We start from the raw sequence: 15447 nt of genomic DNA on the forward strand, positions 1-15447 counted from the left end.
ACTTTATCTTCATAACTCAATTTCATAATAAAAACACCCCAAAAGTTAGATTTTTTCTGTCTAACTTTTGGGGTGCAGTTCATATTATCTAGAGCGTTTTTGTGTTGTTTAAGAAAATTAGATGTTGGCTTTAGATAACTACACATTTCAGATTTTTTAAACAAGATTTAATTGTTGATAACTAGAAAGGATTATTATGTTTGCAAAAAACAAATTTCAATACTGTATTTACAATCATGAGAGACTAGAACTTCATGAGCTTCAAAAGGAATATCAAAAGGATAAAGCTGGGACAAAACTTAAGTATGAAAACCAATTGTTCGCAATCCTTCATGGATAGAGCGCAAGTTGTTCTCGATAGCTCGAAGATCAGCTTGATGTATTATTCTTTCAGCCATAATATCCCCATTGTTAATGATTCCTAAATTAATTAGACAAAATTTGGCCATAGAATATTCTTATCTTAAAGAAGTAATTATATACTGAAAAACAGGCCGTAATTACACATGATTCAGATAAAATATACCAGAATTATTTTAGTTTCTTCTTATAGTAATAAGAAAATCATAATTGATACTTTAATTCAACATACTATGAAATGAGAATATGAAGTTTTCTATGAGGAAAATGTGCACTTGATTTGACATTTTAGGGCGTATGAAAACTTTGAATACAGGTTTCTTTCTATCTAAATGTTTTTGCAGATACTTTTTTGTACAAATTTGTATTACGAGTGTGTAACTGATAGACAAACACTAAAATATATGATAAACTAAAGTAGGAAAAAATTTAAAAGGAGAATCCTTATGTCAGCAATTAGTTTAACTCCAGAACAGTTACAATCTCAGGCGGCAATTTATCTTAGTGCTAAAGATCAAATTGAACAAGCAGTACAAACCGTTAATCGAACAAATGGAGAAATGGCATCACAATGGAAAGGACAAGCATTTAATGCTTACCTTGAGCAATACAACCAGTTGTATACACATGTTCAAAAATTCGAGGAGCTTCTAGTGAGCATCAACAAACAATTGAACAACTATGCTCAAACAGTAGCTGAACGTGACCAACAAGATGCACAAAGCTTTGGTTTGTAGTTAATTTTGAGGAGCGTCAGGGAAACTTGACGCTTATTTTTATACCATGATGAAGAAAATTAAAAAATATCTATTAATTCTTTGTATCGTATTTCCTGTGATAGTTTATGCAGACGATGGTAGCTTAAAACTTGATACAGATATCATTACAAATAGTACACAGGATACGGTCAAAAATAGGATAGAATCCAAATATGCCCCAAATTTATTTTTAAATCGTACCCAAAAGGTTGTGGATCAGAGAACTCAAACGACGAACGAACTGTTACAGGGGGCAGAAAATACTATATTTACAGACAGTGAAAAACATTCTATTTATCGTTTAGAAACTACTGCCGTTCAAACATCATTGTTTAATCAATACACTGTAGAGGAGAAACCCTCTTTTAAACAAAGGGATTATTCAATTCTTAAGGATTGGATGGGAAGTGTATTTACAAGTGTTTTCTTGCTGTTTATGGTTTTGTTGGGAGTCTATCTAGGAAGGAAATGGCATGGATTACGGAAAAATAAAGTTAACTCTAGAGTATAGAGCAAAACAAATAGATATTCGAGTTTCAAAAGCTCTTACTTGGTTAAGATTAGAAGAATTATTAAAAGATACCAAAGTTAGAGAACAGTTGAATTTACCTCTAAATAGTTCGTTTTGTTTCAAAGTTAGAAATAAACAAATTCATATCGAGACAACGGACATCTTGGCTGCTTATCCAGTTAGTGATGGGGATTATATAGAGATTGAAGATGTATCATAGGAGAAAAAAATGTTTGAAGCAGATCAACTACAATTTGTGAGAGAAGACAACCAAATGTCAGTTCAAATTTCTTCATCAGGTTATCATAGAGAACAGCTTGAATTGATTAAAGAATATTGTCCAGTAGAAATAGTGCAGAAAGATGGAGTTCTTTCTTTGCATTATATTATTCCAGAGTATTTTAAAACTGTTAAAGAAGAAATTTTAAATAGAAGTACGGAGCTTGAGCGTTTTAGTTTGGCACAAAGCATGTCAGTATTAGTTCATTCTGAAAATGATTATAAAATTCCATATATCCATCCTGAAAACATCATTGTTTTTGGCAGTAATGTACAAATGTTACATTATGGAATCGAAAAATTACTTGCACCACAGCAGTATAGTTCGGAATTCTATTTAGAATCTTATAAAGCTTTAATGATTTCCATTTTACTACCCAAGGTAGATTTTGACTTAGTCATCCATGGGATTGATGCAATAAAGGAAAAGGTGGCACAGGATATTAGTCCCTTAGAGAGTGTAGCTGATGTTAATAAATATATTGCAGAAAAGTATGCAAAATTATCAGAAGAGAGTTCAAAATCTAATTTGTTGGTGAACAAGAAAAAATGGAAGGCTTTGTTAATAGGGGGAGCCTTGCTTGCTACAACCACAGTCATTTTAAGTTTTGCAACGTATAAGTCTATGTTTAAAGACGGCCCCCTAAAATCATCAGTCATTATGGCCCAATCAAATTTCATGCGAAAAGACTATTCTGAAACAGTTGAATCATTAAAAAATTATGGTGCAGAATCATTGCCAAAAGAAGCTAAGTATATCTTAGCAGCAAGCTATGTCCGTTTAGATAGTTTGAGCGATAAGCAAAAGGAAGTTATTTTAAATACGATTACAGAATCAACAGATGATACAATTTTCTATTATTGGATTTATCTTGGACGTGGAAAATTTGAAAAAGCTCTAGATGTGGCACAAAATATCGGGGACACACAATTGATTTTACACGCTTATACAAATCTATATGAATCAGTTAAAGCAGATATCAATATGAACGGTTCTGAAAAACAAAAGAAACTTGAAGAATATGAAAAGAAAATAAAAGAACTTTCTGCTGAGATTGGAGAAGCGACTACAAATAGTAGTGACACAAAAGCATCTACTGAGACAACAACTCCTAAGGACAACCAAACAAAAGAAAAGAGTGAGCGATAAATGAAGGCAAAAAAGCTAGAATATGATCATCAACTGGGAGACCAATTAGGAGAACTTCATAAACCTATTTATACCTTGTTGATTGAACAAGAAAAATTGGAAAAAATTGATTTGTTTGAAGGACAAGAGGTAAGAGTAGGTACTAACGAGTATACAGTAGAAGGAAGAAGAGTCTATCGAAACGGTAAAGAATTAGAAAGAGGAGAATCTACCTTTGATAAAGAAACTGTAACCTTATTGGTCCCTGAAGAAGATATTTTTATCACTTATATTTTTCCGCCACAACGATTTATTTGTAGCAAGAAAGAATCAGCTGACATTAGTTGGTCACTTTCAAACCAACTTATTTTCTCAAATAATCAAGTACAGGTTACTCTTAGGGAATCTCCAATTTATCTAAACGACCGTCTTATCAAAGAGGAAGGGCTTTATTCGTTTGAAGTGGGAAATCGAATGAAGGTTTCTAACTATTTTATAGAAAAAAGAAAAAACCAGTGGAAGATTGGATGTCTTTTTGAAGAACCACAATTGAATAAGAATCGAATTCTGATACAAGAAAAAAACAATGAGTATCCGATGGATTTTCCAGAGTATAGAAGGAGTCCGAGAGTCAACCCTATTATCCATAGTGGGAAAATCATTATCAATCAACCTCCACAGCCGATAAAGCCACCAAAAAACTCGCTCATCCGAGCCATTGTCCCAGCTTTAGGAATGTTTACTTTGACTGCATTGAGTTCAATTTGGACAAAAGGGAATCCTGTAATGATGCTAGGGATGGGTGGTTTTAGCCTCCTGACGGCAGCGACAACTATGAGTCAGTATTTTGAGGAGAGAAAGGATACCAAAGAACAGGAAAAAAATCGGATTCAAGATTACGAAGCATATTTATTAAAACAAGTATCCGACTTAGAAAGATACTACAAAGAAGAAACTAATATTCTACACTACAATCAACCGTCAATATCAACCATTACTGAGCTGATTGCAAAGTATGATTCTAGAATTTATGAGCGAATGGATTATAATGAAGATTTCTTACAGGTGTCTTTAGGATTAGGAGATAAATTAAGTCAGCTAGAGTTGCAAATAAATTTTGATGATCAAAGTAAAGATGAAATATCGCAGTTTGCTCGAACAGTCTTGCAAGACTACAGTTTGCAAAAGAAAGTTCCGATCACGGTTAATATCTTTGAAGCGACAGTTGGTCTTGTTGGAAACAGTGAAGTAACTAGGACAGCGGTATATAATATGCTCTTACAGATGGCAATGTTCCATAGCTACTTAGATGTTAATTTTATCAACCTTGTTCAAGAACAGAGATATGAGAAAGATTGGTCTGAGTGGCGCTTTCTTCCTCATTTTAATATGCAGGAACGAAATATTCGTGGTTTTGTTCATGATGCCAGAAGCCGTGATGCTGTTCTAAATTCGCTTTACCGTATTATTCAAAAACGTTCTCAAATTAAACGTGAAATGGGGGAAAAAGATGCGCGCTTTAAACCTCATTATGTCTTAACGATTATGGATGACTCCCATTTACTTGGCCATAGTTTGAATGAGTATCTAGCCAAGGATTTGACAGAGTTGGGTGTAACAGTCATTTGGGTGAAAGAGGCACGTCGTCTTTTGCCAGAAACTATCACAACTCTGATTGAATATAAGAATCAAAATCTAGGTCAAATCATTAATGATGAAGGTGCCTATAGTGCTCAAACCTTTATTCCCCACCCGCTGTTGGATTGCTATGAAGATTCTATTCGTACTTTAGCAAATCTAAAACATATGGAAGTAGAGAAGAATACGATTCCTAAATCTGTTACTTTTTTGGAACTTTATCAAGTCAGAGAAGTTGAAGAGTTACAGGTTGCGTCTAGATGGTCCAAAGCGGATACTTTTAAAACGTTAGCGGTGCCATTAGGATTGCGTGGGAAAGATGATCAGGTGGAGCTCAACTTACATGAACGTGCACATGGACCACATGGCCTCGTAGCAGGAACTACTGGTTCGGGTAAATCAGAGATTTTGCAGTCGTATATCTTATCCATGGCTGTAAATTTTAGTCCAGAGGATGTTGGATTTCTTACCATTGACTTCAAGGGTGGAGGGATGGCGAATCTTTTCAAAGATCTCCCACATATGCTTGGGTCTATTACTAACTTAGATGGCGCGGCTAGTGCGCGTGCCTTAGCTTCTATCAAAGCAGAGTTACAAAAACGCCAACGACTATTTAATCAATTTGGTGTCAACCATATTAATGGATACACTAAATTATATAAGGAAGGCCAAAATGCTACTGACAAATCAGGCTATCCAGACAAACCATTACCTCATCTGTTCCTTATTAGTGATGAGTTTGCTGAATTGAAAGAACATGAACCAGAATTTATGACAGAGCTGGTTTCGACAGCCCGTATCGGACGTTCGCTTGGGGTCCATCTAATTCTTGCTACACAAAAGCCATCAGGTGTCGTGAATGATCAAATATGGTCAAACTCGCGTTTCAAACTAGCTTTGAAAGTGTCAGATGAGTCTGATTCAAATGAAATTATCAAAACACCAGATGCAGCGAGTATTACTGAACCAGGGCGTGCCTACTTACAAGTAGGAAATAACGAAATCTATGAGTTGTTCCAGTCTGCTTGGAGTGGTGCGCAGTATGCCCCACAAACAGAGGGAGTTCAAGAAGTTGTTGATGAACGAATTTGGTTGATAAATGACCTGGGACAATATGAATTGCTATCTGATGACCTATCTAAGGATGAAAATTATACTGCTGATCAGACGGAAGAAATCACGGAACTCTCAGCTGTTGTAAACTACATAGCAAGAGTGAGCAAGACTGTGCCTCTCAACCTGCCAGATAAACCGTGGTTAGAACCACTAGAGACAGCCATCATATCCCCTCAAACAGATATTCACTGGACCGATGAAAAAGTATTGGCCGTTCCCTTTGCTCGAATGGATATTCCGACAGAGCAACGTCAAAAGGATTATCATTTTGATTTGGAAAAAATGGGGCATACAGTTTTCTATGGTTCACCTGGTTTTGGGAAATCCCTAGCTCTTCAAACTCTAGTGTTAAATCTCGCTCGTTTGAATACTCCAGAGCAAGTACAAATCAATTTATTTGACTTTGGGACAAATGGACTCTTGCCACTAAAAGATTTACCACATGTGGTTGATTTGACACGGTTTGACGAAGAAGAAAAACTGGTTAAGTTTTTAAAACGTATTGACCATGAGTTGAAGATTCGCAAGGAGAAGTTTGCGCTCTATAATGTAGCAAGTCTTTCCCAATACGAACAAAAATCAGGTGAGAAGCTTCCTGCTATTCTTACTATTTTCGACGGCTTTGATACTATAAAAGATACACCGCTAGAAGAAGCTATTGAAAGTACGATTAACCGCCTCCTACGTGAGGGAGCGAGTCTTGGATGCTATGTGATTTTGACAGCACTTCGTTCAAATAGCCTTAAAATCAGTATGTCAAGTAATATCACCTCGCGCTTGGCCTTTTACCTAGTTGATGAAGGAGCTTCTAAGGAAATTATCGGACGCGATGCTTTAATTCAACAAGAAATTTTTGGTCGTGCCCAGTTGAAAGAAGATATCCCTTATGCCATTCAGGTTTATCTCCCGATAAGTGGAGAAGGGGACATTGAGCGCCTATATAACTTGGAAGAAGAAGTCAAGTTGATTGCAAGAAGCTGGACAGGAGTTTGCCCAGAGCCAATCCCAATGTTGCCAAATGAAGTGACGCTTGATGAATTTAAACAATCAGCTACAGTTCAAGAGATGCTGAAACAAGGTCAAATCCCAATCGGATATGATAAAGAGACAACTAAGGTGGTAGGTTTTAATCCTAAAAAACATGGCTATTTTGTCATTATGGATGACACGCCACAGCAAACGGAACTACTCGAAGCAGTGTTATTGATGGCATTTGAAAATTTGAATGGGCAAGCTCAACGTATTCTTTTTGATATTGATGGACGTCTTGCAAATCCAGATAGTTTTGATTCAATCATCTTGTTAAATAACTTTAGTACAGCTTTAACAGATCTTGTTAGTGAAATTGAACGAAGACTACATGGTGGCGATAATCAAATGATGTTTGTTTACATGCCAGACATTCATACCGTAAATGAAAAAATGTTACTTTCTGCAAATGTGTTAGAAACGATTATCAAAAATGCCTCTAAAGCGGAAGTTTACTTTATTTTCCATGGCTATCAGAAAAGTATCGAAAGTAAATTTGATGAATTTAGTAAGAGATTGCGTGCAAATATGCCAGCAGGTATATTTGGTACTAGATTTATGGATCAAGGAATGATTAAAGGTAAGTCAAATTACAAAGAAACTCTTCTAGAAGTCGATGAAACTCATTTCTTTGTTGGAAGAGAAGTTTGCAGAATTAAGTTACCAAGATAATATCAGCAACCCTTCACGCTTGAACTTGATAAGAGCCTTTCCCCAAAAGTTAACTATAGGAGTTCTCACTTTTGGGGATTGATTCAAAGGGAGTAAGTTTAATCATAAGGATATGTATATGGGTTGTTGATTCTAAGCAAAATATGCTAAAATGAAGTACAGTTTATAAAAAGGAGAAGGGAAATGGGGTCGTATTATAAACAAATTGCGGCTAGATTTCGTCGACAAGCTACTGAAGCTCAAAGAGAAAAAAGTGTAGTTGACGGGAAAATATCTAGATTAAGAAAAGCTAGCAGTAGTTTAGCAAGTGAGATACAGTCTATTGATAATCGTGCAAGATCTTTAGGTCAGATTCTTCCTTTAGATTCCTCTAGTTTTAAGGGGAGTCGTCAGCAAGATTTTGAAGGTCATTTTTATAATTTAGGAACGAATATTACTAATTTTCGAGATAGCCATAACAATAATAAAACTGCTATTGAGGATAAGATACGTAGTCTGGAAACTCAATCAAGTGAACTACAGTCTGCAATAGCATCTTATTATCATCAGGCTCGTGTCTATGAATATATGGAGGATTAGGGAGAGAAATGGTAGATACAGGTGTAAATCAATCCAGTTGGAACACTATTACAAGAGATGTTTCTACATCAACTAAAGGAATCGGTAAACTAAGTGATATGCGGTTTAGTCGCACAGATCTTACCCCTTTTACCACTTTTAATGACGTTTTGGAGCACTTTAACAAGTCTATTGTTACTTTGAAAAATTTTACCAGCTCAGATGCTCTAAAAATGGAACAAGCAGGACAGAATAAGATAGATGATGACGCGCATGAAGCAGGAGCTATCGCAGCAGGAGCTATTGCATCAGGAGGGGTGCTACCATGAAGGAAGAACAAATGATTTTATTCGCCCGAGCTTTGTCTAGATGTAACCTGTCTGAAAAGGATCAGGAAGTATTGACAGCGGTAGCGATGACCTTATCAGGACATCCGGATGTTTTTAGGGCGTGTTATATAGCTTTTATGAATGACGAGCCTAGTTATCATTATCATCCAATGATAGGGGCGCCGTTGGAGTTTTTCTATGAAAAAGAACTCGTGCGGATTCGGCGTCTCCAAGAAGAAGTCACCTTACCTCGTTCAGTTTTTATCCAGTATGCTTCCTATGTGGATCTCTGTTTAAGTCGTATCTATCCTTTGGGTACTGTTGTGGAACTTGATCGTGAGCTTCTTCCTAAGGAGTTGGTTGAGTCATTTGAAAGCGAACAGATGGACTTTTTTGTAGTTCTTTCAGGTCGTCGAGTTGATTTGGATAATGGTCATTATATGGACTACATCGGTCATGGCTATCCATTTGGATTACGCTTTGACACTTCCCCCTTGTTTTTAAGCAATCTCTTGATTAAGAGAGTAGTATCAGAAGGGTATTCGGATACCGTGGATGAACACTACTGCCAAGAAGCTCTGCGTAAGGACTATCTAGACGCAGGACTGATTTCCAGTGTTTACGCAGAGGAGGAAGTGAATGAAGATTGATGTATCCGAAGTTCGAGTTCAAAAAGAGTTGTTAGTTATTTCGGTAAATAGTATCAAGGAACAGCTATCTGTTTCGAGAAGCCGTCTATCAGAGGTCGTTTCAACCGATAGCCTCAAAGGGGCAGTGAAGGATGCCATTAACCAGAAGGTGACTAACTATCAGATACCACTGGTTGATAACTATGTCAATGCCCTAGATAGCATTGTCAGTCGCTATGATGGACTTGTGAAGCTCTTTCAAGACACGGTGTCAGAGACCGACAACAGTGCCATTATTAAGACAGAATACCTAGAACGTATCAAGCAACGGATGAAAGATCCGATCGGGGGATTAAAGAGCAGTTCCAGTAAGACGAAAAATATCTATGCAGGGATAAGCGATATCCTGACGTTAACGAATCCTAGTTTGGATAGTGTGAATACAAGCTACAATCAAGCAGTCAAGAGTTTAGATGATACCATAAAGAACATGGAGGCTTTTAATAGTGTTCTTCTAAAAACAGATACATTTGACCTTATAGATATGCAAAATAGTGAAATCGCTACACTATCAGGTTATGCCCCTCTTCCATATGGGAACCGCGTATCGAGAAATTATTATAATCGAACTCAGTTTAAAAACTCAGTTTCAGAGATTCACACAGCTATCCATAGCAACTCTAAAGCTGTGAAGTACCAAAATGCTCTCGCAAAACAACTTGCCGAGTCTAAGTATAGTGGGACGGTGGCCGAAAATGAGAACTTAATAGATTCATTATTTAATGTTTATAAAAATGTCACAAAGAGTGATTTATATAAAAATAGTAAGGACTATAAAAAACATTTAAAATCTATTTTGCCAGCTTTATATGCGTTGTATCGTTTTAGTCAAAATAAAAAAGGAGATACCATTGTCCTAAAAGAAACGACAAAATTTGGTCAATTACTAGATGACTTTTTTGAAGTTAGCAAGAAGTTAAGTGGCAGTCGTACTTATAAGGTTGTTCAATATAAAAATGGTGGTGTTCCACAGACCTTCAAATCCATAATGAAAAAGCTAGGCTATACTAAATATAATGAAGAATTGAGTAAGGTTTTCAAATCTTTTAAAGATACAACTCGATTTAGTACCAAAGTGGCTAGTGTAGGAAAATCAATTGTGTCTACAACTGGAAGCCTATTGAAAGAAGAATTTATTAAAGAGATTACTTTCAAAGGTGCTGGTAAAGGCCTGTGGAGTTTAGGAAAGGCAGGCGCCTCTGGAGGATTTAAAGGTTTAGTTAAGTCTGCTACAGATAGCTTTAAAAATTACAAAGAAGGTTTTAAATCAGCTACGAAGTTTGGTAAGTTTTTAAAAGGAGCAGCGGTTGTTGGTGTTGCTTTAGATGTAGTTGATACTTTTTCAAAAGTCAGCGATAATAAACAAGAGGCCAAACGTCAAGGTCTAAGAGGAAATGAAGTTAAGGCCAGTGTGGCAACAGGTTTTGTGATAGATGCGGCCAAGGCAGCGGGAACAACTGTTGCAGCAACAGGAGCAGCGAGCGCAGGAGCAGCATTTGTAGGCGCTTTAGCAGCGGGTGCGCTAGGTGTTGCTACTGCTCCTGTTTGGTTAACTGGCTTAGGTGCAATAGCAGCATCTGCTGCAGCGGTAGCTGGGCTGAACTGGCTTGATAAAAAGTTTAATGTCACTGATAACCTGAAAAAAGGTGCCAATAGCCTGATCAAAGGCATGAGAGGATGGTTTAAATGATACTGGAACGAATTAAAAAAACTTTTGAATTTCAACGAAGCAAAATAAAAGGCCCTGTTCCACTTTGGGGGGTGTTAAATGGGATTTTTATTTTATATCCTATAGCCTTTTTTATGTTTATGGCAGGAGGGTTAGAGGTTCTAAAAAATGAGGACTTATATCAAGGGTTGCTTATTACAGGGATTGTTGTTTGGGTTTTAAATCTAGTATTTTTACTGGATCTTAAGCGAGGGATATTAACCAGTTTTGGAACCTATCTCATGTATCTGACTGGTCATATTTATATCATTATTGGTTTTGGTGCTATGAGTGGGGACCATAATTTTATTGGATTAAAGCTATCCCTCCCTCTTATCCAATCCATTATTGTAATAGTCGTCATGAGCTGCTTGGTCGATTTGGACTCTGAAGAAGTTATCTCGCAGAAAGCCAGCAAATTTATGGTTAATTTTTTACTCGCTCCTCCACTTATTTTATCGTGTGTCTGTATATTTTTAGCGATGTTTGGATATGAATATTTTTGGGGATGGGGAGCGTCTTTATTATCAATGGCTTTTGGACAAGCTGTGTACTTACCTTGGTTTTATATTATCTATGCCTACCAACACCGTCATGATGTTGAGGAAACAAGACCAATCAAGCATATAGAAGTGTCTTCAGATTTGATTCAAAATAAAGAATTTGATAAAAATAGATTTAAAAAGGAAAAGAAACATGATTAAAGAAGTCCAAATTCATATGGAACATTTGATGACAGACCAGGTCCAGATTCAAGCGGACGAACTATTGGAGTTGTTTGTCCACACAGAACTCTTACCCTATACCAATGGCATCTATAAAGATGGTCCGACCATTTTTGAAATGACTCCAACTCAATTTGACGAAGAAGAACAGGACGTTACCCTTTATATACCTGTCATTTCAGAAACAAACTCAACGAGCCAACTAAGGTACCAAGCTAGTTTAAATATTGAGGGTATCAGCAAACGTGTGCCATTTGAGGATGGCTTGGACCAGTCCATCTACGAGATGAAGGATTACATCAGAGATCACGGTTGGAAGTTGCAAGATAAGTTGTATCTGGTCTTGATTCCAGTTTATGATGATTTGTTTGTAGATTTGATTATCCCAGTGGAGAAGTAAAATGGCAGAAATTACATATGGTATGAATCAATCATTAATGATGAGTAATGTCTTAAGTGTCGATTACAACATTACTGGTGATGAAATTGCAGTAGCCTTTCAAGATATGGTTCAAACAGCCGTAGCAGCTGGATATACACCTAAAAGCAATCCATTTTACTCATGCCCCCATATCGGAGAGTTGGATGATGGGACATACAACATCACAGTTTATCTTCCCGTTCATGAGGATTATTTAGGAGAGAATGAATTACTGGAAGGGACAGCTTATAACAGTTATTTTTTAGTTCCTCAAATGGTAGGAGCTAGAGTTACTGGGGAGGAAGCAGTCAACTTTGATAAGGCTATATACGGCTTAACCAATTTATTGATCGACAATGACTTAGAAGAATCTACACCGGTATTTTATATTTCAAGTAAGATAAATGATGTTTTATATACAGATATCATGGTAGGGATACGAGCTAAAAAAGATTAAAAGTTGGTAGAACCCAAAAAGAAGGAAGTCTCAAAAATCAGCTATGACCACTTCACCGTAGAAGACTTCAAAAAATGACATACAAATCCTAGGATTTCATTCTAGGATTTTCTATATGATGAGAAAATGAAACACCTAAAATTTAGTATATAGGTCGGTGCATAAGCAAGTTACGAATTGGTAAGTTTTATTAATATAATAAAGATTATAAGCCCTCCTTGCCTGACTCTAGTATTCGTGGTATAATAAAGAGATAAATGAGAGAGGTTAGCTATGAAAAAAATAATTATAGGTAGTAGTGTTTTTGTAACTTTGTTGGTTGGTTCAGGAGCAACATTTATTTATTTAAAGAATCAAGAGATTTCTGTAACGAATAAGGTTAACGATCGTAAATTGAATATTGCTCTGGTAAATGAAGATGCTGGAGGCGTATTAAATGGCAACGCCTATAATCTAGGAAATGATTTCACAAATTTATTATCAAAAGAGAATACAAATCAATGGACTGTCATGACTCGTAATGTTGCTGAAAATCGATTTGAAAATGGGTCGGTTGATGTAATTGTTTATATCGAACAACAGTTTTCAGAAAAAATAGCTCAACTGGAAAGTTTTAATCCTGATAGAGCAAAGATAACATATAAAACGAAATCAAATTTAGATCCAGTTAAATCTAAGAATGTTGAGTTACGAGTAGGCGAGTACCTTAATACTATTAACCAAAATGTTATAAAAATGTATTTTTCAAGTGTTATCAACAATCTAGATGATGCTAAAAGAAATGTTGATAATATTGTAAATGAACAGTCTGGAACGCATTCAAAAATTTCTCAATATATCTATGGTCCGTCAAACGAAGCAAGTCAGTCTATGTTAAGCACTTTAGAATTAGCTTCAAATCTACAGAAAACGAATTCGTCTTATGAAGATTCTCAAAAGGCTTTTTCTGATTCTGTTGTTAGCCTTTTAAATAATACAGGAATCGGATTAGAAAAACAACTTACGGAAGTTAAAACTTATTTTGATTTTCAGAAGGATATATTTGAAAAGAATGTCTTAACAACCAATAGTACCTTGAAAGAACAGCATGAAGAAAATTCTAAAATTATAGATGGTTTAAATGATTCGGTGCTTAAATCATTGTATCAATTTGGAAATAGTACAGATGAGGAAAAATCTGAACAAGCTAAACTAGAAGATTTAGTAGTTGATTATCATAAGGTTATTGTTGATTATCAAGGTAAAATAAAAGATAGAAAATCTGAATTTGAACATCTTAAAACAGAATTAGAAGAAGAGAAAAAGAAAATATCACTCTTTTACTTTGGTAAAGAAGATGTTGATTTAAAATCGGACCTTACTTCGGATACTAAAGCAACACTTGTAGATCAGATTAATAAAAGTTTGATTACTGAAAATCATTTGCCTGAAACTTATCAAACTTTAATTCGTTCAAATCTAACAGATATTAGTATTGAACCAACTGATTACCAAACTTTATTTAGTAAATTGGAGAAACTCAATGTCCTAACAGCTGATCAAGTCAAAGAATATAATGAAAAAATAGATTTACTTAAGAATTATACTAAATTTGATAAGAAGGCCACCTCTATAAGTGGATTACCTATTTTTGAATTTTTATCGATTGAAAATGATAAGCTCGATAAAGTAACAGAAACTATGGAATTGACAGTTAAATTACCCCAGGCTGAGTCTGAAACTGTCGAAGCTTCTGTGACAAAACCATCCAGTAGTTTGCCTGAATCATCAACGGTAGTTGAGGGTGGCGGAGATTTTAGCAGTTCTAAAGGGACAAAATATTTATCTCCTAAAGCTAAAATTTATGTTACAGGAAATGCTACTTTAGTTGGAGGAGAGCAAACTATAACAGATGATAAACCTTATACTATGACGGTTGAATATACTTTAGAACCACATTATGGGAAAAATGAAATTTCATTTGAAGTACACATTGGTGAAACTACAATTCCTGTCAAGAAAACTATTTATCGTAGCGATAAAGAAGAGTCAGATGTTTTAGTGAAAAAAGATTTAAAACATATTCTTGATAAATTAAGCAAAATCGATCGTACAACTGGTATGATTCAAGCAATTTATGGAAGTCCAAGTAGCTCCTCTATTAATTTTTCTGCCTTATCACCAGATTCTGTTTACAATATGTATGGTAATATCAGTCGTGATGATATAGCGACTCAGTTGTCAGAAGATCAAGTTGCTAAGTTTAAAGAGTCAGGTATAGCTTTGTTGGAACAAATTCAAAACTCTTTGGAGTCATTAGAAAAATCAAGTGACACATTGCCTGAATTGGCTGAAGCTGAGTTACCAAATGATTATTTCAAAAATCAAATTACAAACTTAGCTGATTGGTATAACAATTCGATTAAGACCTTATCAACCGAGTACGATAAGTGGAAGGAAACGAAAGCGAAACAATTGGAAGTGACGGGTACAGCTTCAGATGCTAATAGCGGAATATTAATAAATGATAGTGAGTCATCAAATCGCTTATATAGTTCAATTGAATCATTAGTGTCTACAACTTCTACTGGATCAAAAGAAACTAGTCAAAATCATGAAGCGGTTGGAACTATGAAGGATCAGTTTACTCAATTTGTTGACCAAGTTCAGACTATTAAAGGTAATGTTGATAAGACTATTTCAACTACGAATGATTTGATATCTAATGAAGCAGAAGTTATTCAAGGGAATAGAGACTACGCAGAGTCCTTTAAAACTGTTATGAAGAATATTCGTGATGGTGGAACGACCAATCAAAATGTGATGAATTTTTTATCTAATCCAATTGAAACTAAAAAAGAAACATATGAAGCGCCAATTTCAGTGGATAATAACAGAGTATGGGTTATTTTAGCGATTATTTTATCAGCAATTTCATCAGCAGGAATCACATATTGGTTGACAAAAGAAAAAGGCAAATAATGTAGATAATAACTCTCAAAATGTACTGACCCCAAAAAGTTAGACAAATAATTTAAGCGAAGGATTTAGTTCTGTATTGCACAGGGCTAAGTCCTTTTAGTTTGCCC

General features: G+C 35.6%; 13 protein-coding genes. All 13 read left to right on the top strand.

Annotated features, from left to right (window positions below; translation table 11 throughout):
* Positions 1-806 precede the first annotated feature (806 nt).
* The 13 genes from HMPREF1518_RS01790 (at position 807) to esaA (ending at position 15340) form a co-directional block, all read left to right on the top strand.
* A complete protein-coding gene (locus tag HMPREF1518_RS01790) occupies positions 807-1097 on the top strand; it encodes a WXG100 family type VII secretion target (protein WP_001274476.1) in 291 nt (96 codons plus the stop codon).
* Positions 1098-1143: 46 nt separating this feature from the next.
* The gene (locus tag HMPREF1518_RS01795; protein WP_033583724.1) at positions 1144-1629 is read left to right on the top strand and encodes a hypothetical protein; all 486 of its coding nucleotides are present in this window, start codon (positions 1144-1146) and stop codon (positions 1627-1629) included.
* Positions 1592-1849 (top strand): hypothetical protein, encoded by a 258-nt coding sequence (locus HMPREF1518_RS10560; RefSeq protein WP_009013811.1) that lies wholly within the window; start codon positions 1592-1594, stop codon positions 1847-1849. Before HMPREF1518_RS01795 ends, HMPREF1518_RS10560 begins: the two co-directional genes overlap by 38 nt.
* A 9-nt stretch (positions 1850-1858) precedes the next feature.
* On the top strand, positions 1859-3058 hold the full coding sequence (gene essB / locus HMPREF1518_RS01800; protein WP_033583725.1) for a type VII secretion protein EssB: 1200 nt from the start codon (positions 1859-1861) through the stop codon (positions 3056-3058).
* On the top strand, positions 3059-7492 hold the full coding sequence (essC, locus tag HMPREF1518_RS01805) for a type VII secretion protein EssC (protein ID WP_033583726.1): 4434 nt from the start codon (positions 3059-3061) through the stop codon (positions 7490-7492).
* A 183-nt stretch (positions 7493-7675) separates the two neighbouring features.
* Positions 7676-8071 (top strand): YwqH-like family protein, encoded by a 396-nt coding sequence (locus HMPREF1518_RS01810; RefSeq protein WP_033583728.1) that lies wholly within the window; start codon positions 7676-7678, stop codon positions 8069-8071.
* A gap of 8 nt (positions 8072-8079) precedes the next feature.
* A complete protein-coding gene (locus HMPREF1518_RS01815) occupies positions 8080-8379 on the top strand; it encodes a variable surface protein mvspG (protein ID WP_033583729.1) in 300 nt (99 codons plus the stop codon).
* Positions 8376-9029: a DUF4176 domain-containing protein gene (locus HMPREF1518_RS01820; RefSeq protein WP_033583730.1), complete on the top strand. Its 654-nt coding sequence runs from the start codon at positions 8376-8378 to the stop codon at positions 9027-9029. The genes HMPREF1518_RS01815 and HMPREF1518_RS01820 overlap by 4 nt, the downstream gene beginning before the upstream one ends.
* On the top strand, positions 9019-10758 hold the full coding sequence (locus HMPREF1518_RS01825; protein WP_000687308.1) for a T7SS effector LXG polymorphic toxin: 1740 nt from the start codon (positions 9019-9021) through the stop codon (positions 10756-10758). The genes HMPREF1518_RS01820 and HMPREF1518_RS01825 overlap by 11 nt, the downstream gene beginning before the upstream one ends.
* Positions 10755-11480, top strand: a complete 726-nt coding sequence (locus tag HMPREF1518_RS01830) for an oligosaccharide translocation protein RFT1 (RefSeq protein WP_000599754.1) — start codon at positions 10755-10757, stop codon at positions 11478-11480. The genes HMPREF1518_RS01825 and HMPREF1518_RS01830 overlap by 4 nt, the downstream gene beginning before the upstream one ends.
* Positions 11473-11901: a hypothetical protein gene (locus HMPREF1518_RS01835; protein WP_000589027.1), complete on the top strand. Its 429-nt coding sequence runs from the start codon at positions 11473-11475 to the stop codon at positions 11899-11901. The genes HMPREF1518_RS01830 and HMPREF1518_RS01835 overlap by 8 nt, the downstream gene beginning before the upstream one ends.
* Before the next feature lies 1 nt (position 11902).
* Positions 11903-12379 carry a DUF5085 family protein gene (locus HMPREF1518_RS01840; protein WP_000818156.1) on the top strand — a complete coding sequence of 159 codons (477 nt, stop codon included), beginning with the start codon at positions 11903-11905 and terminating at the stop codon, positions 12377-12379.
* 273 nt (positions 12380-12652) lie between these two features.
* Complete coding sequence (gene esaA, locus HMPREF1518_RS01845; RefSeq protein WP_002879412.1) at positions 12653-15340, top strand: type VII secretion protein EsaA; 2688 nt, start codon at positions 12653-12655, stop codon at positions 15338-15340.
* Positions 15341-15447: the final 107 nt, after the last annotated feature.

It is taken from the genome of Streptococcus sp. SR1 (assembly GCF_000526075.1).
Taxonomy (GTDB): domain Bacteria; phylum Bacillota; class Bacilli; order Lactobacillales; family Streptococcaceae; genus Streptococcus; species Streptococcus halitosis.